At 60.3% G+C, this 20,075-nt stretch carries 16 protein-coding genes, 1 tRNA gene and 1 pseudogene; 8 read left to right on the forward strand and 10 right to left on the reverse strand.

The window, feature by feature from the left end:
- Nucleotide 1: 1 nt before the first annotated feature.
- The 3 genes from NANH_RS0112885 to NANH_RS0112895 form a co-directional block, all read right to left on the reverse strand.
- On the reverse strand, nt 2-1,024 hold the full coding sequence (locus tag NANH_RS0112885; RefSeq protein ID WP_027262398.1) for a carbohydrate ABC transporter permease: 1,023 nt from the start codon (nt 1,022-1,024) through the stop codon (nt 2-4).
- A gap of 126 nt (nt 1,025-1,150) precedes the next feature.
- The gene (locus NANH_RS0112890) at nt 1,151-2,374 is read right to left on the reverse strand and encodes an ABC transporter substrate-binding protein (protein ID WP_027262399.1); all 1,224 of its coding nucleotides are present in this window, start codon (nt 2,372-2,374) and stop codon (nt 1,151-1,153) included.
- Nucleotides 2,375-2,438: 64 nt separating this feature from the next.
- Nucleotides 2,439-3,491, reverse strand: a complete 1,053-nt coding sequence (locus NANH_RS0112895) for an ABC transporter ATP-binding protein (protein ID WP_027262400.1) — start codon at nt 3,489-3,491, stop codon at nt 2,439-2,441.
- Nucleotides 3,492-3,650: 159 nt separating this feature from the next.
- On the opposite strand from NANH_RS0112895, the gene NANH_RS0112900 reads away from it, so the two are divergent.
- Complete coding sequence (locus NANH_RS0112900) at nt 3,651-4,658, forward strand: nuclear transport factor 2 family protein (RefSeq protein WP_027262401.1); 1,008 nt, start codon at nt 3,651-3,653, stop codon at nt 4,656-4,658.
- 198 nt (nt 4,659-4,856) lie between these two features.
- On the opposite strand, the gene clpB is transcribed toward NANH_RS0112900, so the two are convergent.
- A complete protein-coding gene (gene clpB / locus NANH_RS0112905; protein ID WP_027262402.1) occupies nt 4,857-7,475 on the reverse strand; it encodes an ATP-dependent chaperone ClpB in 2,619 nt (872 codons plus the stop codon).
- A gap of 200 nt (nt 7,476-7,675) precedes the next feature.
- On the opposite strand from clpB, the gene pyrF reads away from it, so the two are divergent.
- Nucleotides 7,676-8,371: an orotidine-5'-phosphate decarboxylase gene (pyrF, locus tag NANH_RS0112910; protein WP_027262403.1), complete on the forward strand. Its 696-nt coding sequence runs from the start codon at nt 7,676-7,678 to the stop codon at nt 8,369-8,371.
- A 174-nt stretch (nt 8,372-8,545) separates the two neighbouring features.
- Here the strand turns inward: pyrF and NANH_RS0112915 are convergent, their stop codons facing one another.
- The gene (locus NANH_RS0112915; protein ID WP_027262404.1) at nt 8,546-8,965 is read right to left on the reverse strand and encodes an NUDIX hydrolase; all 420 of its coding nucleotides are present in this window, start codon (nt 8,963-8,965) and stop codon (nt 8,546-8,548) included.
- A gap of 102 nt (nt 8,966-9,067) precedes the next feature.
- Between NANH_RS0112915 and NANH_RS0112920 the strand changes: the two genes are divergently transcribed.
- On the forward strand, nt 9,068-10,324 hold the full coding sequence (locus NANH_RS0112920; RefSeq protein WP_027262405.1) for a DNA polymerase IV: 1,257 nt from the start codon (nt 9,068-9,070) through the stop codon (nt 10,322-10,324).
- Nucleotides 10,325-10,328: 4 nt separating this feature from the next.
- Here the strand turns inward: NANH_RS0112920 and NANH_RS0112925 are convergent, their stop codons facing one another.
- Nucleotides 10,329-11,189 (reverse strand): N-formylglutamate amidohydrolase, encoded by an 861-nt coding sequence (locus tag NANH_RS0112925; RefSeq protein WP_027262406.1) that lies wholly within the window; start codon nt 11,187-11,189, stop codon nt 10,329-10,331.
- A 148-nt stretch (nt 11,190-11,337) separates the two neighbouring features.
- On the opposite strand from NANH_RS0112925, the gene NANH_RS0112930 reads away from it, so the two are divergent.
- Both NANH_RS0112930 and ykgO read left to right on the forward strand, forming a co-directional pair.
- Nucleotides 11,338-11,412: transfer RNA gene (locus NANH_RS0112930), tRNA-Val, on the forward strand.
- Nucleotides 11,413-11,492: 80 nt separating this feature from the next.
- Entirely contained in the window at nt 11,493-11,618 is a 126-nt protein-coding gene (ykgO, locus tag NANH_RS27970; RefSeq protein ID WP_005850168.1) for a type B 50S ribosomal protein L36, read from the forward strand.
- A gap of 100 nt (nt 11,619-11,718) precedes the next feature.
- Here the strand turns inward: ykgO and NANH_RS0112940 are convergent, their stop codons facing one another.
- Entirely contained in the window at nt 11,719-12,975 is a 1,257-nt protein-coding gene (locus tag NANH_RS0112940; RefSeq protein WP_027262407.1) for a D-amino acid dehydrogenase, read from the reverse strand.
- Nucleotides 12,976-13,169: 194 nt separating this feature from the next.
- On the opposite strand from NANH_RS0112940, the pseudogene NANH_RS26200 reads away from it, so the two are divergent.
- From NANH_RS26200 to NANH_RS0112955, 3 genes and pseudogenes are all read left to right on the forward strand, one after another.
- Nucleotides 13,170-14,187, forward strand: a pseudogene (locus NANH_RS26200) (Fe(3+) ABC transporter substrate-binding protein).
- Nucleotides 14,188-14,441: 254 nt separating this feature from the next.
- Nucleotides 14,442-15,329 carry an adenylate/guanylate cyclase domain-containing protein gene (locus NANH_RS0112950; RefSeq protein ID WP_027262408.1) on the forward strand — a complete coding sequence of 296 codons (888 nt, stop codon included), beginning with the start codon at nt 14,442-14,444 and terminating at the stop codon, nt 15,327-15,329.
- Between the two features lie 114 nt (nt 15,330-15,443).
- A complete protein-coding gene (locus NANH_RS0112955; protein WP_027262409.1) occupies nt 15,444-16,304 on the forward strand; it encodes a CobW family GTP-binding protein in 861 nt (286 codons plus the stop codon).
- 19 nt (nt 16,305-16,323) lie between these two features.
- On the opposite strand, the gene NANH_RS0112960 is transcribed toward NANH_RS0112955, so the two are convergent.
- From NANH_RS0112960 to NANH_RS0112970, 3 genes are all read right to left on the reverse strand, one after another.
- The gene (locus tag NANH_RS0112960) at nt 16,324-18,021 is read right to left on the reverse strand and encodes an ABC transporter permease (RefSeq protein WP_036049831.1); all 1,698 of its coding nucleotides are present in this window, start codon (nt 18,019-18,021) and stop codon (nt 16,324-16,326) included.
- A 93-nt stretch (nt 18,022-18,114) separates the two neighbouring features.
- Nucleotides 18,115-18,810, reverse strand: a complete 696-nt coding sequence (locus tag NANH_RS0112965) for an SDR family NAD(P)-dependent oxidoreductase (RefSeq protein ID WP_027262411.1) — start codon at nt 18,808-18,810, stop codon at nt 18,115-18,117.
- A gap of 31 nt (nt 18,811-18,841) precedes the next feature.
- Nucleotides 18,842-20,062 (reverse strand): phenylacetate--CoA ligase family protein, encoded by a 1,221-nt coding sequence (locus NANH_RS0112970; RefSeq protein ID WP_027262412.1) that lies wholly within the window; start codon nt 20,060-20,062, stop codon nt 18,842-18,844.
- Nucleotides 20,063-20,075: the final 13 nt, after the last annotated feature.

The raw sequence follows: 20,075 nt of genomic DNA on the forward strand, positions 1-20,075 counted from the left end.
GTCAATGGCTCCCTTTATGGTCGCGCCAGGTGCGCTTGAGCGGATAGATCAGCAAGAGCACGATCCCCACCATGGTCAGCATGGCCGTCGCCGAGGCGCGGCTGATCGCGCGGTTGCCGGCATCGTCCGGGGTGAGAAAATCATAGGTCAGCCATTGCAGCGAGATGACGTGGCTCTGGCTGGAAAAGGCGACGATTTCATCAAACACCCGGTAACTGTCCATCAGATGAATGAGCGCGATAAAGACGATCAACGGCATCAGGTGGGGCACGATCACAAAGCGCAGGCGCTCCCAGCGACTGGCTCCATCGATGATAGCGCTTTCCAGCGTGTCCTGATTGACCGTCTGCAAACCGGCATAAAAGATCACGAAGGCAAAGGGCGCGACATGCCAGACACGATAGAACATCATCATCAATTCGATGGTCCAGGCCTGTGCAAACATCGAGATATTCGCTCCGCTCATCCATTCCATCGCCGCAGTCAGGATGCCGTCGCCGATGAACAGCCATCGGATCGAAAGCCCCCCGATCACCGGTGTGATGATGAACGGCAGCAGCGAAATGAAGATCACCGGGCCGCGCAGCGACCGGACCGCGTTGTTGACCGCAAGCGCGATGGAAAGTCCGACGATCAGCACCAACGGCAGCGTCAACAGGGTAAAGGACAAGGTAAACCGCAATGCCTTCCAGAAATCGACATTCATCAATTGCGTCCAACTGCCATTGGAAATCGCCGCCTTGACCCGGCCCAACTCCAACACGTTTCGATAGCTTTCCAGCCCGGAGAACCGCGTTTCGGTGGTGATTTTGCCATCCGCGCCCAGCACCGGCTGGCTCTTGATCTCGGTCACACAGATCGGGTTCGGAAATCCGGGCGTGCAACTCTCGACTTCCACCTGCTCGAATATCGGCTGCGTTACATAAAAGCTCTGCATGAAGACACTGACCAGAGGAAACGCGATGAACAGCAACATCATCACAAGAGATGGGCCGACAAACGCTGCAAATGTCTTGAATTTCATGGTCTTACCCTCGTTTCAGAGTCGTCGCGCACGGGTTCCGCAGAAAACAGGGTCAGGACTGTTCATTGCGAAAGCCGGGGCCGGATCGGGGCGGCACCAGTCGCACCGCCCGTTGTATTACCAGGCTCAGTTCGGGATCAGCCCAGCCTCTTTCGCGGAAATCAGGTAATCGGACTCGATCGCCTTGAGCGTGGTTTCGGCGTCCGCAGATCCGGTGAGAAAGCGGCTGACATTGTTGCCGGTGGCTGTATGCATCAGCCCCATGGCCGAGGTCGACGGATAGGAAACCGCCGGTGGCTGCGCCTGAAGGGTCTCGATCGCGCCTTGGGCGAGCCGGTTTGGCACATAGCCTGGAATCAGCCAGATGGCCGCGTCGTTATTCGCTTCGACCATGCCGGTATCCATCCCTTCGACGATCAACCGAAACGCCGCTTCGGCCTGCTCGTCGGTGATGTTTCTGGCGATAACTGCACCATCCCACCAAATCGTTGTCGCCGGCGCCCCACCGTCGAGTACGCGCGGAGCCGCTGTGCTGTTGACCAGTCCGACGACCTGGCTTTCGGCCTCGTCATCCGATGCCCCGGCGCGGCTCGCCCAGAGGTTCGCCATGGCGATCTTACCCTGTTGGAACTGCTGCTGGACATAGGTTGAATCCGATACCAGATATTCCGGATCCAGGAATTCGGTCGTCGCCTTCATGGTCTCCAACGCCTTGATTCCGGCATCGGTGTTGACTGTCGGCATGTTGTTGTCGTCGACAAAAACGCCACCATAGCCGTAGAACAGGTTGATGAATTCCAACGCCAGGTTCCAACCCGACTTCATCGTCGCGCCCAGCGGGTAATCCACCACCCCCGCTTCGCGGATCTTCGCGGCAGCCGCCAGCACTTCTTCCCAGGTTTGCGGCACCGGAATGTCCAGATCTTCAAGGACGTCGCGCCGGTATTGCAGATTCTGTGTGTTCACCATCATAGCGATGGCCATGATCTTGCCGTCGATGCGGATCAGCTGGTTGGGCGACAGGTGTTGGCCGTATTTTTCGACCAGATCGTCCAGCGGGCGGATCGTGCCTTCGTTCAGCAACGGTGTAATGGTGCCATTAGATACGCCGCCGATCTGATACAGCGACGGTGTGGCCGCAAAAGCCGCAGGTTGCTTTTTGCGAAATTCCTGGTCCAGTTCGGCGGTAAAATTACCGCATTCTGCCATTGCATTGGCAACAGCCTTCCAAGCCTCGAAACCCGCCGCAAGCATGCTCACCGGGGTGTCGTTTTTATAGGCGCAATTGGCGTAGCTGACAGTTCCAGAGACTGACAACGCTCCAGCCAAAATAAGTGTCCTGAGATTCATCCGAATTCTCCTCCTGTTGGTCGGAACGGGTGGGGTCTCTGCCCCAGCCCGCTTTTCACGTGGCTCAGCGGTCCTGCCTGCCACCCGTTTGCGTATCGAATAGATGGCAGATCGTGGCCGGAACCGAGAACGACACGGGGTCGCCGATTTCGGCGCGAAAGTCCTTGGGGGCCTTGACAGAAACCAGCTGCCCGCCCGCACGTACCGTTAACATGACGGCGTCGCCCAAAAGTTCGATCGTGTAGAGCGGCCCGTTGATCTGTCCTGCGACACCCTCGGCAACCGCGGAATCCTCGGCGCGAAATCCAAGAATCGTCGGGCCGTCCGGCGCATTCAGCCCCGATATCGTCGCGTTGCGCGCGGTGAAGGTGCCGTTTTTGATGTCACCTTCCATCAGATTCATCGCCGGAGAGCCGATAAAGCTGGCAACGAAGGTATTGGCCGGATTGTCGTAGATATCTGTCGGGGTGCCGACCTGTTGCACCACACCGGACTTCATCACGACAACGCGATCTGCAAGGGTCATCGCCTCGATCTGGTCATGGGTCACGTAAACGGTGGTAACCTTCAGTTCGTGGCTGAGGTTCTTGATCTGCGCCCGTGTCGAGACCCGCAGCTTGGCGTCCAGATTGGACAGCGGTTCATCCATCAGAAACACTGACGGCCTGCGTACAATGGCGCGCGCCAATGCCACGCGCTGGCGTTGCCCACCAGACAATTCAGCCGGCTTGCGATGCAAAAAATCCGTCAGCTCGACCATTTCAGCGGCTCTCAGAACCCGCTCGTCATGGGTTGCCGGGTCGACCTTGCGGACCTTCAGCGGAAAGCGGATATTTTCATAGACGTTCAGATGCGGATACAACCCGTAGGATTGAAAAACCATTGCCACGTCGCGGTCCTTGGGATCGAGATCATTGACCATCCGGTCGCCAATCCAGATCTCTCCGCCGCTGGCCTCTTCCAGCCCGGCAATCATCCGCATCGTTGTGGTCTTGCCGCAGCCGGACGGCCCGAGCAAAACCAGAAACTCCCGATCGGCAATGGTCAGATCGAAATCATTGACGCCGACGAACGAGCCCCAGCGCTTGGAAATGTTCTTGAGTTGAATTTCAGCCATGCGTCGCCCCGGTCTGCCAAGATGCACAATTCCTGCATACGATTGCAATATTGGTAGACGTTACGTAAGCCATTTGGCAAGATATTTTTGCAATCGTATGCAAATTTCATGAGAACCCGCCATGAAATTATCCGTAACAGCTTGGAAGAAAGGAATATAATGGACGAAGTTCAATCCGCGAAACAGACGGTCGAAAGCCTATATCAGACGCTTGACGGTACCGATCTTCTGGGAATCACCGACACAATCACAGCAGCGACCACAACTGATTATCGCTGGCGCGGATTTCATCCTTTCGACGAAATGCACGGAGCGGATACAGTCGCTGACCGTTTCTGGAGGCCTCTGCGCGTGGCCTTGACCCGGCTGCAACGCCGCGAGGACATCTTCTTTGCGGGCCGCAACAGCTTAACCGGCGATGGCGCTGTCTGGGTGGTCTCCATGGGCCATCTCATGGGGCTTTTCGACAAGCCCTGGCTGGGCATTCGGCCCACTGGCAAGATGGCATTCCTGCGCTATTGCGAATTCAACCGGGTGGAAAATGGGCGGATCGCCGAAACAGCGATGTATTTCGATATACCGCACCTGATGATGCAGGCGGGCCTGTCGCCCTTCCCGCCACAAACCGCAGCACATTTCGTCCAGCCCGGCCCCCAAACCCATGACGGATTGCTGGCGGGCACACAACCGGCCGAGGAAGGTGAAAAGACGCTGGCCTGCATCAACGCGATGATCTCCGACCTGGGCCGCTGGGATTCAGGCCTGCCGTTGCAACAGGAACTGGCACAAAGCTGGGCCGATGACATGATCTGGTGGGGTCCGGCGGGCATCGGCTCGACATACACAATCGACCGCTATGCCCTTCAACATTCCGGTCCCTTTCGCGCCGGGTTCACGGACCGCTCCAAAACGCAACATGTCTGTCGCCTGGCCGAAGGGCACTATGGCGGATTCTTCGGCTGGCCAAACTTCACCGCCCGACCGACCGGCGGCTTCATGGGCATGCCTGCCACGGATCGGGAAGCAGAGTTCCGGGTCATCGATATTTACCGGCGTGCAGGCGAAAAGTTGGCGGAAAACTGGGTCTTCATCGACCTGCTCCATTTCTGGAAGCAACAAGGCGTAGATATCCTTGGTCGAACAACACGCATCGAGAGCCCCATGTAATTGTCCAGTGTCACATACCTCATATGCGGCAAACCCCTGCACGAGGATGCTGTCTTTGCGGGTCGGTCCGATGTTTTTCGTGAATCGTTTGACGAGAGAGACGATCCGAATTGACGAAGCGAAACCCGGTCTGAATCAGGCCAGCTGATTGCAAAAGGCCCGCCAAATTGCCGGCGGGCCTTTCGTTTGGGTCATCGATCAGTGAACAACCGCATCGTTCGGCCGGGGGCGGCCAGAGTTGCCCAGCCTGTCGCCAATGATCAGCCCCTCGGCACCGGCAGTAACCGGCACGGTGACGCCATCGACGATATCGCCGGCCAGCAACAACTCGGCCAGCGGGTTTTGCAGCGCGCGTTGGATCACCCGTTTCAGAGGCCGGGCACCGAACACCGGATCATAGCCTTCGTCGGCCAGCCACTTGCGCGCGTCTTCGTCCAGCACCAGGTCGATCTTGCGCCCGAGCAAACGCTTTTTCAGGCGTGCCAACTGAATATCGACGATTCCATCCATATCGGCCCGCGCCAGGCGGTCGAAAATGATCGTTTCGTCCAGCCGGTTCAGGAATTCGGGGCGGAAATGAGCCCGCACAGCATCCATGACGTCGCGCTTGGCATCGGATGCATCGGCACCTTCAGGCAACTGGCTCAGTGCCTGCGCCCCCAAGTTGGACGTTAGGATGATCAGCGTTTGCTTAAAGTCCACGGTGCGGCCCTGACCATCGGTCAGCACGCCGTCATCGAGAACCTGCAGCAGAACGTTGAACACGTCCGGATGCGCCTTTTCGACCTCGTCAAACAGCACCACCTGATAGGGGCGACGCCGCACCGCTTCAGTCAGCACACCGCCTTCGTCATAACCGACATAGCCCGGAGGCGCACCGATCAGACGCGCAACGCTGTGTTTTTCCATGAACTCAGACATATCCACACGCACCATCGCGCTGTCGTCGTCAAACAGGAATTCGGCCAGCGCCTTGGTCAGCTCGGTCTTGCCCACGCCTGTCGGCCCCAGGAACAGAAAACTGCCCAGCGGTCGGTTTTCATCCTGCAACCCGGCGCGCGCGCGGCGCACAGCGTTGGACACGGCGCGCACGGCGGTATCCTGGCCGATCACCCGCTTGTGCAGGCCATCTTCCATACGCAGCAGCTTTTCGCGCTCGCCTTCCAGCATCCGGTTGACCGGGATACCAGTCCAGCGTTCGACCACCGAGGCGATCTGTTCTGGACGCACCTTTTCCTCGACCATGACGCCGTTCGCTTCACTCTCTTCAGCCTGTTGCAGCTTTTTTTCAAGCTCGGGAATCACGCCGTAAGAAAGCTCGCCAGCCTTGGCCAGATTGCCTTCACGCTTGGCGATTTCCAGTTCGGCGCGGGCGTGGTCCAGCTGTTCCTTGACGTCGCGCGCCCCGGCCAGCTTGTCCCGTTCGGCCTGCCACTGTGCGGTCATCTCGGCGGACTTCTCCTGCAGCTCGGCCAGATCCTTTTGAAGTGTTTCCAACCGATCCTTGCTGGCAGCGTCATCTTCGAGCTTCAGCGCCTGCTCCTCGATCTGCAATTGCAAGATCTGGCGATCCAGCTGGTCCAGCTCTTCCGGTTTAGAGTCCACCTCCATACGCAAACGGCTGGCCGCTTCATCCACGAGGTCGATCGCCTTGTCGGGCAGGAAGCGGTCGGTGATATAGCGATGACTCAGCGTCGCGGCGGCCACAAGGGCAGCGTCGGATATATCGACACCGTGGTGCACCTCGTATTTTTCCTTGATACCGCGCAAGATCGAAACCGTGTCCTCGACCGTGGGTTCCTGCACCAGGACGGGCTGGAAACGACGGGCCAGCGCTGCATCCTTTTCGACATATTTGCGGTACTCATCCAGCGTGGTTGCACCGATACAGTGCAACTCGCCCCGCGCCAGCGCCGGTTTGATCAGGTTTGCCGCGTCCATCGCGCCTTCGGATTTACCGGCACCCACCAGCGTGTGCATCTCGTCGATGAACAGGATGATCTCGCCCGCAGCATCGGTCACCTCATTCAGAACCGCCTTGAGACGTTCCTCGAATTCACCGCGATATTTGGCCCCCGCGATCAGCGCCCCCATGTCCAGCGCCAACAGCTTCTTGTCGCGCAGAGATTCCGGCACGTCGCCATTGACGATACGCAGTGCCATGCCTTCGGCAATCGCGGTCTTGCCCACGCCGGGCTCACCGATCAGCACCGGGTTATTCTTGGTCCGACGCGATAGCACCTGCATGGCGCGGCGGATTTCTTCGTCGCGACCGATGATCGGGTCGATCTTGCCTTCGCTGGCCGCCTCGGTCAGGTCGCGGGCATATTTCTTGAGCGCGTCATAGCCCTCTTCCGCGGTGGCGCTGTCCGCTGTCCGACCCTTGCGGATGTCGTTGATTGCCTCGTTCAGTTTCTGCGCCGTGACGTCACCGGCGTCCAACGCATCCTTGGCCTTGGATTTGATCATGCAAAGCGCCATCAGCATCCGTTCGACGGGAACAAAGCTGTCTCCGGCCTTTTCGGCCAGGGTCTGCGCCTCGGCCAGAATCTTGCCGGTCGTGTTGTCCATATAGATCTGCCCGGCATCGCCGCTGACCTTGGCGATCTTGCTCATTGCCAGGTTTACGGCTTCGATCACCCGGGCAGAATTGCCACCGGCGCGATTGATCAGGTTGCTTGCAAGCCCCTGATCGTCATCCATCAATGCCTTGAGAATATGCTCGGGGGTCAGCCGCTGGTGGCCTTCCCGCATTGCAATCGTCTGTGCTGCCTGCACGAAACCACGCGCACGCTCGGTGAACTTGTTCAAGTCCATCTGTCTCTCCTTGTCTAAGCGCCCCGAAAAATCGACGCCTGCAGAGCAGCACGCCGCTATATGGGCCTCGCATTCAATTTGGGGAATTCATGGTCACGTTCAAGACCTGATGCAGGATTATTGCGGTGAATTCGATAGACATGGACAAAACGACCCCAGACCAGTTAGTCAGACGAAACCCCACAACCAGAGGTAAGCCCATGTCCGATGACCGCTTGATCGTAGCCCTTGATGTCCCCGATGCTGTGCAAGGCTTGGCATTGGCAGATACGCTGGGCGACTCGGTCGGGTTCTACAAGATCGGGCTGGGCATGCTGACCGGTGGCGGGCTGGCGCTGGCCAACGAGCTTAAGCAACGCCATGGCAAGCGCGTTTTCCTCGACATGAAGCTGTTCGACATCGGCGCCACGATTGAGAACGCAGTACGCGGGCTGGCCAAATTCGATCTGGATTTCCTGACCGTGCACGGCGATCCGCATGTAGTGCGTGCCGCCAAACAAGGCGCAGCGGACAGCGACCTGAAGATCCTGGGCGTTACCATCCTGACCTCTCTGGACCGGGGCGACCTGAACGAGGCGATGCTTGTGGCTGGCGACGTGCCGGACCTGGTGGTCGAACGTGCGGTACGGGCGCTGGAGGCCGGTGCCGACGGGGTGATCGCCAGCCCACGCGAAGCAGAAATGATCCGCGCCTTGCCCCAGGCCAAGGACCGGTTGATCGTTACTCCGGGCGTGCGCCCCCCAGGTGCCGACCTGGGCGATCAGAAACGAGTCGCCACCCCAGCCAGTGCCATTACAGCGGGGGCGGATCACATCGTGGTCGGGCGTCCGGTATGGAAATCAGCCGACCCGCGCGCCGCCGCCCAGGCAATACTGGACGAGCTTTCGACAATTTGAACACCGGCTGTGCCCTTAAAAGCACATGCTATACGTGTCTTTTATGAGACGGGCATTCCAGACTTTATAATTCTGCCGTTTTGGGTGACGCTACGTAATGAGATACTCCCCAACGAACCTTTTCTTCCTGTGGTTCGTTACCTCCCCCCGCCTCAGCAGCGGGGGGCCTTTCGCTCAGCCCCCGGAAAACGCACCGTTCCGCGCCAGATAGCTGCGCAGTTGCTGCGCGAAATGCGGTACCGCGAGCGGATGATCGCAATAGGTCTGCGGCGGCATCAGCCGCCAGCCCGTACCTTCGGAGCCAAAGCGGATCAAACCGGCAGTGCGCGCCGGCAAATGCGCCGCAAAAAACCAGACTATGCCGTGTGGGCGCGGATAGCTGGTAGACCAGACCAGATCCTTTGCCGCGACACTGAGGCCAACCTCTTCATGGGTTTCGCGCAATACACAGGCCTGTGGCGTTTCATCCCCCTCGCGCCCGCCGCCGGGCAGATCCCAATGATCGGGCCATGGAATATCGGGCCGATTGTCACGCCGGATGACCAGAAGATCGCTCCCCAGAAACAACGCCAGCTTGGCACCAGAAAATGTCATGACCGCAGCCCTGCCTTTTGAATTGACGCTGACGCACCGCCAGAATTGGCCTAGTATGACCGACATATATGCAACGGCACGTTAATCGGATACCCCACCCCAATGCCCAGCCTGTGCCGAGACTGTCTGGCCGTGACCGAGAGCGACATTTCGCGCTGCGCGGTCTGCCGCAGCCCACGTGTTCTGTCACATCCCGAACTGTTTGACCTGTCGATTGCGCATATGGATTGCGATGCGTTTTACGCTTCGGTCGAAAAACGCGACAACCCTTCGTTGGCGAACAAGCCCGTGATCATCGGTGGCGGGCGGCGCGGCGTGGTATCGACCGCCTGCTATATCGCACGGATTCGCGGCGTGCGCTCGGCCATGCCAATGTTCCAGGCGTTGAAACTGTGCCCAGATGCGGTGGTGATCAGGCCGCGGATGCAGGCCTATGTCGAGGCATCTCGGAAAATCCGCGTGATGATGGAAGAACTGACCCCCGCCATCGAGCCGCTGTCGTTGGACGAGGCGTTTCTGGATCTGAACGGCACCCAGCGACTGCACGGCGCACCACCGGCGGTGATGCTGGCGCGACTTATCAAACGGATGAAGGATGAGTTGGGCCTGACGGGATCGATCGGATTGAGCCATAACAAGTTCCTGGCCAAGGTGGCGTCGGATCTCGACAAGCCGCGCGGGTTTTCGGTGATTGGCAAAGCCGAGACTTCCGATTTCCTGCGCGACCGGCCGGTGCGGTTGATCTGGGGAATCGGTCCTGCGGCGCAGGTGTCGCTGGACAGGGCCGGGATCCGTACCTTTGCCGATTTGCTGCGGTGGGACCGCACCGATCTGAGCGCGCGGTTTGGCGCGATGGGCGAGCGGTTGTGGCATCTGGCGCGCGGGCAGGACCGGCGGCGGGTTTCGGCTCACGAGCCGATGAAGTCGATCAGCAACGAGACGACGTTTTCTGAAGATACCGGCGATCCCGACCTGCTGGACGGGCATCTGTGGCGGATGGCCGAAAAGGTCGCGGACCGGGCCAAGGCCAAACGCCTGGCCGGGCGGGTGGTGACCCTAAAGCTAAAGCGCGCCGATCACAGCAGCCTGTCACGACGGGTGGCGCTGCGCGACGCGACGCAGCTGGCCGACACCATCTATCGCACCGCCCGCGGGTTGTTCGACCAGGTCGGAAATCAGGGACCCTATCGGCTGTTGGGCTGTGGTTTGTCCGACCTGTGTCCCGAAAGCCAGGCCGGCAAGTCCGGCGATCTGCTCGACCCGGATGCAACGCGGCGGAGCCAGGCGGAACGTGCGACCGATGCGATTCGCCAACGATTCGGCACTGACGCTATTCTCAAGGGACGGTCCCTGAGGTGACGCGCTATTCAGCTGCCAGCGGCATCTGTTCGTTGCCAATCTCGGCGATTTCGGCAATCACCTGCCGCAACGCGCGGCGCAAGCTGTCGAAATTTGCATTTGGACGGACCTGCCGTTCGTCCAGATAGAGCGAACGATCGATCTCGACCTGAACCGCGTGTTGGCGCCGCGAGGGACGACCGTAGGCCTGCGTGATATACGCCCCGGCGAAGGGTGCGTTGCGCACCACCGCCAGCCCGGCAGCCGAAAACGCCGCCTCGATCCGGTCCACGATCTCGCCCCCGGCGGCGGCACCGAAACGATCCCCCAGAACGATTTCGGGACAGCGGCGGCTGTTGCGGGCGACCCCGTCCATCGCCTCGTGCGGCATCGAGTGACAATCGATCAGAATCGCCTGCCCGAAATCGCGATGCGCCTGATCCAACAGGTCCTGCAACGTCTGATGGTAGGGGCGCCAATAGCGGTCGATCCGATGCTGCGCTTCGGCCATCGGCAATTTGCCGGTATAGATTGCACGCCCATTTGCCACGACGCGCGGGATCACCCCCAATCCCGATGCGACGCGCGGGTTTTGTCCGCGCCGAACAGCGCCCTCGATCAGCGCCGGATCCAGTTCATCGGGGCTGCGATTGAGATCGACATAGGCGCGTGGCATGGCGGCACACAGCAGCGGCACACCATATTCCGGCGCACTGCCGAACAGTTGATCAACATAGGCATCCTCGGAAGAGCGGATGGCCAAATGATCCAGCGGAGTCTGGCGCAGGAAAGCCGGAGTATAACAATTGCCGCTGTGCGGCGAGGCAAACACCACACCGGACAGGCGACGCTTGGGCAGAATCAGGTCAAAAGCGGACTGGGGCATTGCGTCTCCTCGTTACGCTCAGCATAGACTGGATTCGCAAGTTGCCAAAAGCCCTTGATCCCGGTTGCGACTCCTTTTATAGACCCGCTACCGGCGCGGGATTCCGCGCCCCATTTTGTTGGGGCAGATCTTTCGCAACGGTATTCATGGGCGCTTAGCTCAGCGGTAGAGCACTTCGTTGACATCGAAGGGGTCACAAGTTCGAACCTTGTAGTGCCCACCATGAATTCACTGTTTCGGGCTCGCCCGAGGCACCCGCAACAAAAAGGCGCTGGCCCGCGCCGCTGGAACAGGAGAAGGACCATGAAGGTCAGAAACTCGCTCCGCTCGCTCAAGAATCGGCACCGTGATTGCCGTGTTGTGCGTCGCAAAGGCCGCGTTTACGTCATCAACAAGACGCAACGCCGGTTCAAAGCCCGCCAGGGCTGATCGGTCCGCGACCGAATTCACCATTTAAAACCGCGCCTTCGGGCGCGGTTTTTTTGTGCCTTGCTGTAGTTGACCGCTTGCGCGCACCAGGGCCTGCTCTTCAGCCATAGCGGGCAGCAGTCAGCCCATCGAAGGAAATCTCGGGTTCCTTGTCCAAAACCAGATCCGCGACCGCGCGTCCCGACCCGCAGGCCATGGTCCAGCCCAACGTTCCGTGCCCGGTGTTCAGATACAGGTTGTCATAGACCGTACCGCCCAACACCGGAGTTCCATCAGGAGTCATCGGGCGCAGCCCGGTCCAGCCTTCGGCCTGGCTGAGGTCGCCGCCCTTTGGGAACAGATCGTTGATGACGTAACGCACCGTATCGGTCGCATGCGGCCCCAGACGGTTGCTGTACCCGGCGATCTCGGCGGTGCCCGCCACACGGATACGGTCGCCCAGCCGGGTGATCGCGACCTTGTGTGTTTCGTCCATGATCGTGGACTGCGGCGCCATAGCGTCGTCGGTCACCGGAAGGGTCACCGAATAGCCCTTGACCGGATAGACCGGCAAGCGGATGCCGATGGGCTTCAGCAGCCCTGCGGCAAAGCTGCCCAAGGCACAGACATAGCGATCACCGGTTATTCGCCCCGCCAGTTCGGTATCGACGCCCGCAATGCGCCCGTTTTCGACCGCGATACCGCGAATCGACTGACCATACTGGAACTGCACGCCCAGTTCAGCGGCCTTCTCGGCCAGTGCCATGGTGAACAGCCGGCAATCGCCGGTGCGGTCGGCAGTCAGGCGCAGGCCGCCGACAAATTTGTTGCGCACCTCGGCCAGCGCCGGCTCAACGGCAATACAGGCGTCCCGGCCAAGCTCTTCGAACGGGCTGTCGAATTCCGCCAAAATCTCTTGATCGGCACGCGATCCTTTCATCTGTTTGGCGGTTCGGAACAGTTGCAGGGTGCCCTGCGCCCGCCCGTCATACTCGATCCCGGTCTCGTCGATCAGCTCGGGCATCACGTCGCGGCTGTAGTTCGAAATCCGCACCATGCGGGTCTTGTTGATGCGATAACTTTCGTCATTGCAGTTGCCAAGCATCTGCAAGCTCCATTTCCACATGGTCGGGCTGATCAACGGCCAGATGAACAGCGGGCGGCGCTTCATGAACAGCCATTTGATCGCCTTGGTCGGAATCCCCGGAGCCGCCCAGGGCGAGGTCATGCCATATGAAAGCTCGCCCGCATTGGCATAGCTGGTTTCCAGGCCCGGACCGGTCTGACGGTCCAAAACAACGACTTCGGCCCCCGCGCGCGCGAGATAATAGGCGGTGGTGACGCCGATCACCCCCGCACCCATGACTACTACCTTCATCGCACTCTTCCTTGTGTGAGCCCTCGATCCTAACACAATCCGCAGGATGGCCCGATGTCAATTGTCCGACCCGCCGAATTCTTTCTTATTGTTTTAGTCGGAAATGCTTTGCATCTCTTTCAAATTCCTATAATCGACGAAATCAGTCGGGTAATAACCCGGACGACAGGAACAACTAGTCAGGATATCACCTCATGCTGAAACCATCGACCTGCATCGTCGCAGCCCTCGTGGCCACGCTCGCCACCACCGCCAGCGCCGACGGCGAGCTGAACCTCTATTCCTCGCGCCACTATGACACCGACGAACGGCTTTACACCGACTTCGAGGACGCCACCGGCATCACGATCAACCGCATCGAAGGAAAGGCCGACGAATTAATCGCCCGCATGCAGGCCGAGGGAGCGAATTCGCCCCGCCGACGTTCTTCTGACAGTGGACACCTCCCGCCTGCAACGCGCAAAAGAGGCCGGTGTATTGCAATCGGTCGACAGTGCAGTTCTGGAAACGCGTGTCCCCGCCTATCTGCAAGATGCAGACAACCAGTGGTTCGGCTTTTCGCAGCGCTCGCGGATCATCTTTTACGACAAGAACGATGTGACCGATCCGCCGCAAACCTATGCCGAACTTGCCGACCCCAAATACAAGGGTATGGTCTGTATCCGGTCGTCGTCAAACACCTATAACCAGACCCTGCTGGCCTCGATCATCACCCATACCAATGAGGCCGCCGCCAAGGAATGGGCGCAGGGCATCGTCGACAATATGGCCCGCAAGCCACAGGGCGGTGACACCGACCAGATGCGCGGCATCATTTCCGGCGAGTGCGAAATCGCGGTCGCCAACACCTATTACTTTGCCCGCGCCATCCGCACCGATGTCAAAGGTCTGTCCGAGCAACGCGAAACCATCGGCTGGGTGTTCCCCGATCAGGACGGCAACGGCGCACATATGAATTTGTCCGGCGGTGGCATGGCCGCTCATGCGCCGAATCGCGAAAATGCAATCAAGTTCCTGGAATACCTGTCCAGCGACTCGGCACAGGTCTATTTCTCGGCCGGAAACGACGAATATCCGTCCGTACCCGGTGTGGCCCTGTCCCCCTCGATCGCCGAACTTGGGTTCTTCAAACCCGACGACGTGAACCTGTCGGAGGTGGCCAACAACCTGCCAGCAGCACAGCGGATCTTTAATGAGGTAAACTGGGAATAACCCAGGTCACAATCGATGCAGAACTGGGCGCAGGGTTTCTCCTGCGCCTTTTTTTGTGCAAAGCGCGCCTAGGTGGGGTGGAATGGTATTTTCCACGGCAAGCTGTCACAATCAAGGTAAGGAAGACCGGTATACCACTGGGCGCCCATTTATGGCATCTCTGCCGCAGATCGCGGATATGATACACTACGGTGGCCGATTTTTGACCGGCATCTACAATCAGACTGCTTATTTGAACCTGGACCAATTTTGTCATGCCCCACGCCAGCGTCTTGATTTCGGACATTACCGGCAGCACCCAGCTGTACGAGACCGAAAGCAATCAGGCCGCCCTGGAACAGGTCAGCAAGGTATTGGCCCGGATGCGGCAAATCATCGAGAACACGGGCGGCAAATGCGTGAAATCCCAGGGCGACGACGTCCTGAGCTTTTTCAGGACCTCAGATGAGTCCTTTCAGGCCGCCTGGGCAATGATCAATGAATCCTGGCCTGCTGGGCTGTCGGTACATGTGGGCATCTATTTCGGCGAGATCCTGAACCACGAAAACGACATCTATGGCAGTGCGGTGAACACCGCAGCACGGCTCACCTCGCTGGCCAAGCCGGGTGAGGTTCTGGTTGGCGATCAGAGCTTCGACGACCTGAAGCCGGACTCAAAGGCGCGCTTGCAGATGATCGGCGAGATCCAGTTGCGTGGCAAGGCCCGCTCCACGCGGGTCTATTCCTGTTCGGTGACCGAGATGAGCGAACAAACCGTCATCTTCGCCAAACCTGCGCAGGAACGTTCCGGTGGCACCGAATATGCCGAGTTCAGTCTGGGGGACAAGACCTGGCAGATTGGCGAGGGGAATACCCTGACCATCGGACGCTCCGCAGAGTGCGACATCGTCCTTAGCCAGCCCTGGGTGTCACGCAAACACGCCGCCCTGTCCGTGAGACGCTGGCAAGTGGAGTTTACCGATCACAGCAGCTCGGGCAGCGTGATCCGAATAGCCAATGGAACCGAGGTGCTCTTGCACCGGCGCACCACACTGCTGAACGGAGCAGGTGTAATTTACCCGGGTCCACGCACACATCTGGACGAATCCGCTTGCATCCGGTTCGCCATCCACGAGCTGGCTTTGATGGAAGCCGCCAAATAGGCGAGAATTTCGGGTTTGCCCGGGTATGATCCCGGGCTACTGCTGTGGCCGACAGGAGCCCAACATGCCAGACACCGCCATGACTCAGCCCGCACTCATAGAGGCGGCAGCACTATGACCAACCTGCCCGTAACGATACTCAGCGGCTATCTCGGCGCTGGCAAGACCACGCTGATCAACCGGCTGCTCGCCGAGGATCACGGGCTGCACCTGATGGTCATCGTCAACGATTTCGGCGCGATCAATATCGATACCGCGCTGATCGACGCACGGGGCGAGGACAGCGTCGCACTGACCAATGGCTGCGTCTGCTGCACTATGGGGCCGGATCTGTCGATGGCCCTGACCCAGGTTCTGGAGCGCAATCCCCGCCCCGATCACCTGATCATCGAGGCCAGCGGTATCGCCGACCCTGCCGCCGTCGCCAATGCCGTCCTTGCCGAACCCGACCTCGGCTATGCCGGGATCGTGACGCTGGTGGATGCACAGAACATCGCTGGGCTTCTGGCCGACGATCTGGTTGCACCGCAGGTCACGCAACAGATAACCGCCGCCGATTTGGTGATGCTGACCAAAACCGACGTGCCGGATCCAGAAATGATCGAACGCCTGACCCGGATCGGCGCGCGCGCACCTACCGCGGTCGGCGACGCCGCGCTGAGTAATCTGCTGTTTGACATTGTTCCGTTGCCCCGTGGCCGCAGCATCGCACCGCATCCGGCCTATGCCAGCTGGCAACATGACAGCGATCTGGTGCTGGATCGGGCGGCAATGGGCGACAAGCTGGCCAGCCGGCCCGACGGCCTCTATCGGCTCAAGGGATTCATCCGCACCGGGGATGGCAGCTATGAGGTGCATGTGGTCGGACGTCATGTCCATGCCCGGCGCGCACAGGCCGATCGCACCTCGCTGGTCGCTCTCGGCCCTGCCGATCGCATCACCCGCGCCGACATCCAGACCTGGTGGGAGTCCTGATGACCCGCAGGAAGCCCGCTCAGCGGGTCCGCCCGACCTGACGACAGATCAGGATCACAGGCAGCAAACCGACCGCAACGATCACAAGACTCGGCACCGCCGCGCCTTCAAGCCGCTCGTCGCTGGCCAGCCGATAAGCCTGCACCGCCAAGGTGTCATAGTTGAAAGGCCGCATGATCAGCGTCGCAGGCAGTTCCTTCATCACGTCGACGAACACGATCAGCAGCGCAGTCAGCAAGCTGGGCGTCAGGATCGGCAGATGCACCCGTCGCAGCGTACCCAGAGGGGTCTCGCCCAGCGAGCGTGCAGCGGCGTCCATGTTGGCATGTACAGTGCTTTGCCCTCCCTCATACGCCCCCAGGGCGGCGGCAAGAAAACGCACCATATAGGCCGCGATCAGCAGCCAGATGGAACCGGTCACCAATAACCCGGTCGAGATGCCAAAGTTGCTGCGCATCCAGCCATCCAGCGCATTGTCAAAGGCAGCAAAGGGCACCATCAGCCCGACCGCGATCACCCCGCCGGGCACAGCATATCCCATCCGCGCGATATAGGCCGCAACCGAGGATTTTCGGCCCGGCCGCAGCCGTTGATAGAAACCGACGCAGACGGCCGCCGCCAATGTCACCGCCGCCGCGATACCGGCCAGGGTGATCGAATTGCGGATGAAACCGATATAACGCGGGCTGAGCAAATCCTGTTCTCCGCCCAGGCCCATGTTGAACAGCACCAGCACTGGCAGCACGCAGCCCAACACCACCGGGGTCACGCACAGCAGCAACGCCAGCCCGGCACGCCAACCGGTCAGGTGCGCGGGTGGCATCGCCTTATGTCCCTTCCCCGCCTGATGATATTTTGCGCGCCCACGCTGAACCCGTTCTAGGATCGCAAGAAACAGCGCAAAGCTGAGCAGGCACAACGCCAACTGCGCGGCCCCGGCACGGTCGGCCAGCGAAAACCAGCTGGTATAGATGCCGGTGGCAAAAGTCTGCACGCTGAAATAGGCCACGGTCCCGAAATCGGCAATGGTTTCCATCACTGTCAACAGCACACCGCCCGCAATCGCCGGGCGCGCCATTGGCAGGCTGACCTTCCAGAAAGCGGACCAGGCGCTGTTGCCCAATGTTCGCGCAGCCAGAAATGCCGCCGAACTTTGTTGCAGGAACGCCGCCCGTGCCAGCAGATAGACATAGGGATAAAGCACTAGAATCAACATGAATGCCGCACCCCAGATCGAGCGGATCTCGGGGAACCAGTAGTCTCTTGGACCCCAGCCGGTCGCCGCGCGCAGGGCGGACTGAACGATGCCGGGATGATCCAGCAGATAGGTATAGGCATAGGCCAGCACATAGGCCGGGAACGCCAGCGGCAGAACCAGCGCGATCTCCAGCACCCGCACACCGGGAAAGCGCGTCATCGTCACCAGCCATGCCGCGCCGACACCCACCGCGAAAGTCCCCGCCGCCACCATCAGCACCAGCGCCACTGTGGTCAGGGCATATCGTGGCAGCACCGTGTCCCAGAGATGGCTGATCGTGTCGGTGCCCCCGGTCACTGCGGCCAACGCCACCGCCAGCATCGGCAACAGGCAGACCGCTGCCACGCCATAAGCCAGAACCGACAACAGTCCCGCGCCACCCTGCGTGCGGCGGTGCCTACCGTAAGCGGCATATTGAACGGTTTCGGTCACGTTGGTTTTGCTCTGGTCCGACTTCATGCCAATCCGGTGCGGGTATTGGTTCAAACGTTATTCGACCATTTTCGTCGGAAAGACCAGATTGAATGCCGCGACGGGTTGCCCCGGATCGCATCACAGCCTGTAGCCGCCGGAGACCGCAAGTACTTCGCCGGTGATAAACCCAGCCTGGTCGCTGGCCAGGAACCGCACCGCGCGCGCCACATCGTCAGGCGTGCCGATGCGTCCCAGCGCCGTCTGCTGGACAAACTGTTGGGTCAGATCGGGTGGGCGCGGATCTTCCGGGATGTTGATCGCGCCTGGCGCGACGGCGTTGATACGGATGCCCCGGTCGCCCAGTTCCTTGGCCATGGCCCGGGTCCACAGATTCAGCGCCGCCTTGCTGGCGCCATAGATCGAGGCGTCCTTGGGTGGCAACACCGCGTTGATCGAAGAGATGTTCACAATCGCAGCACCCGGCTTCAAATACTCAAGCGCCGCCGCCAGCAGTTCCCCCGGCGCAATCAGGTTCACATCCAGGATTGCACGCGCGGCATCTGCGGCGAATTTGTCAACAGGGGTCGAGGCGACCAATCCGGCATTATTCACGATCACGTCCAGACCTCCGAACCGGCGGATCACCTCGGCGATGATCGTCCGACAGGCGCACGCGTCGGTAAGATCGGCCCGAATGGCGGCAATAGACGCGGGCAAACCGTCTGGACGTGTGTCGCGCCAGGTGATCGCGACCTGATGGTCATGCGCCAGATCCAGCGCAATGGCGCGACCGATGCCGCGGGCACCGCCCGTGACCAGCGCCACACGGGTCATGCGTCAGGATCCGTCATCGCAGGTGCGGCGCTCAGTCATAGCTGCGCTGATCCTCGATCACCAGCCCGTCCTTGGGCAGGCTGCCCGGCGCGACCACTTCCACCGCACCCTTGAGTTTCAGGACATCGGCAATGGTCTTGGCATAGGCCGCACCGTCACCGCCACGGGCCTCGATCTGCACCGTCATCGTGTCCATTTCGCCTTGGCGGGTGGCAATGACCCGCGCCTTGACGATCTCGTCATGCTTGGCGACCAGCGTGGCCACCTGTTCGGGGCGGATGAACATGCCCTTGATCTTGGTGGTCTGGTCTGCGCGCCCCATCCAGCCCTTGATGCGCATATTGGTGCGCCCGCAAGGCGATTGCCCCGCCATCATCGCGCTGAGATCGCCGGTGGCGAAACGGATCAACGGGTAATCCGGGTTCAGCGTCGTTACGACCACCTCGCCCACTTCGCCCGGCGCTACTGGCGTGCCGGTGCCCGGAGTCACAATCTCGACGATGACATGCTCGTCTGCGATCATGCCCTCCATCGCCGCACTTTCATAGGCGATGTTGCCAAGATCGGCAGTACCATAGGATTGCAGACAGACGATCCCGCGATCAGCATATTCGGCGCGCAGACTGGGGAACAAAGCCCCGCCGCCGACGGTCGCCTTGGTGAAATGCAACCGCACGCCCATGCTGTCGGCTTTGTCCAGGATCACCTTGAGATAATCCGGCGTGCCCGCATAAGCGTTGGTGCCCACGTCGCGCGCTGCCGTGACCTGCAATTCGGTCTGGCCCGTGCCAGCAGGCAGCACCGCCGCCCCGACCGCACGGGCTCCGCTTTCGAACAGCATCCCCGCCGGAGTCAGATGATATCCGAAACAGTTCTGCACAATGTCACCGGGGCCGATGCCCACCGCATGCAATACGCGGCCGAACCGCCACCAGTCGTGGCCGATGCCGCCTGGCTCATAGATCGGGCCGGGAGATTGGAAAATATGCGCATAGCCACAGGCGGGCTTCGCTGTGAAGCCGCCAAAGGGCGGGTTTTCCGCCTGTGCCCTGCCCAGTTCGGACTTGCGCAGCACCGGCAGCGCCGCCAGCGCCGCCGCGTCGGTAATCGTTTCGGCATCGACATCGCCCAATGTGGCGGCATAACCGGCCAGCGTCTTGGCCCGGGCGATCTGCACCGGCAATTCGCGGGCAAGGTCCGCGGCGCGTTGGTCGGCTGAACGGGTTTCCAGATCGTCATAATAACCGGTCATTTTGACAGTACTC

Origin of the sequence: Sedimentitalea nanhaiensis DSM 24252, assembly GCF_000473225.1 — a bacterium.
GTDB classification, from domain to species: Bacteria; Pseudomonadota; Alphaproteobacteria; order Rhodobacterales; family Rhodobacteraceae; genus Sedimentitalea; species Sedimentitalea nanhaiensis.

Excerpts from the sequence above, each read along its gene's own strand:
- NANH_RS0112950 (WP_027262408.1), top strand. The coding sequence starts at position 14,442 with ATGCCCCACGCCAGCGTCTTGATTTCGGACATTACCGGCAGCACCCAG.
- NANH_RS0112925 (WP_027262406.1), bottom strand. The coding sequence starts at position 11,189 with ATGCCCCAGTCCGCTTTTGACCTGATTCTGCCCAAGCGTCGCCTGTCC.
- NANH_RS0112895 (WP_027262400.1), bottom strand. The coding sequence starts at position 3,491 with ATGGCTGAAATTCAACTCAAGAACATTTCCAAGCGCTGGGGCTCGTTC.
- ykgO (WP_005850168.1), top strand. The coding sequence starts at position 11,493 with ATGAAGGTCAGAAACTCGCTCCGCTCGCTCAAGAATCGGCACCGTGAT.
- NANH_RS0112940 (WP_027262407.1), bottom strand. The coding sequence starts at position 12,975 with ATGAAGGTAGTAGTCATGGGTGCGGGGGTGATCGGCGTCACCACCGCC.
- NANH_RS0112890 (WP_027262399.1), bottom strand. The coding sequence starts at position 2,374 with ATGAATCTCAGGACACTTATTTTGGCTGGAGCGTTGTCAGTCTCTGGA.
- NANH_RS0112960 (WP_036049831.1), bottom strand. The coding sequence starts at position 18,021 with ATGAAGTCGGACCAGAGCAAAACCAACGTGACCGAAACCGTTCAATAT.
- NANH_RS0112900 (WP_027262401.1), top strand. The coding sequence starts at position 3,651 with ATGGACGAAGTTCAATCCGCGAAACAGACGGTCGAAAGCCTATATCAG.
- NANH_RS0112955 (WP_027262409.1), top strand. The coding sequence starts at position 15,444 with ATGACCAACCTGCCCGTAACGATACTCAGCGGCTATCTCGGCGCTGGC.
- NANH_RS0112965 (WP_027262411.1), bottom strand. The coding sequence starts at position 18,810 with ATGACCCGTGTGGCGCTGGTCACGGGCGGTGCCCGCGGCATCGGTCGC.
- NANH_RS0112920 (WP_027262405.1), top strand. The coding sequence starts at position 9,068 with ATGCCCAGCCTGTGCCGAGACTGTCTGGCCGTGACCGAGAGCGACATT.
- NANH_RS0112915 (WP_027262404.1), bottom strand. The coding sequence starts at position 8,965 with ATGACATTTTCTGGTGCCAAGCTGGCGTTGTTTCTGGGGAGCGATCTT.
- pyrF (WP_027262403.1), top strand. The coding sequence starts at position 7,676 with ATGTCCGATGACCGCTTGATCGTAGCCCTTGATGTCCCCGATGCTGTG.
- clpB (WP_027262402.1), bottom strand. The coding sequence starts at position 7,475 with ATGGACTTGAACAAGTTCACCGAGCGTGCGCGTGGTTTCGTGCAGGCA.
- NANH_RS0112970 (WP_027262412.1), bottom strand. The coding sequence starts at position 20,062 with ATGACCGGTTATTATGACGATCTGGAAACCCGTTCAGCCGACCAACGC.
- NANH_RS0112885 (WP_027262398.1), bottom strand. The coding sequence starts at position 1,024 with ATGAAATTCAAGACATTTGCAGCGTTTGTCGGCCCATCTCTTGTGATG.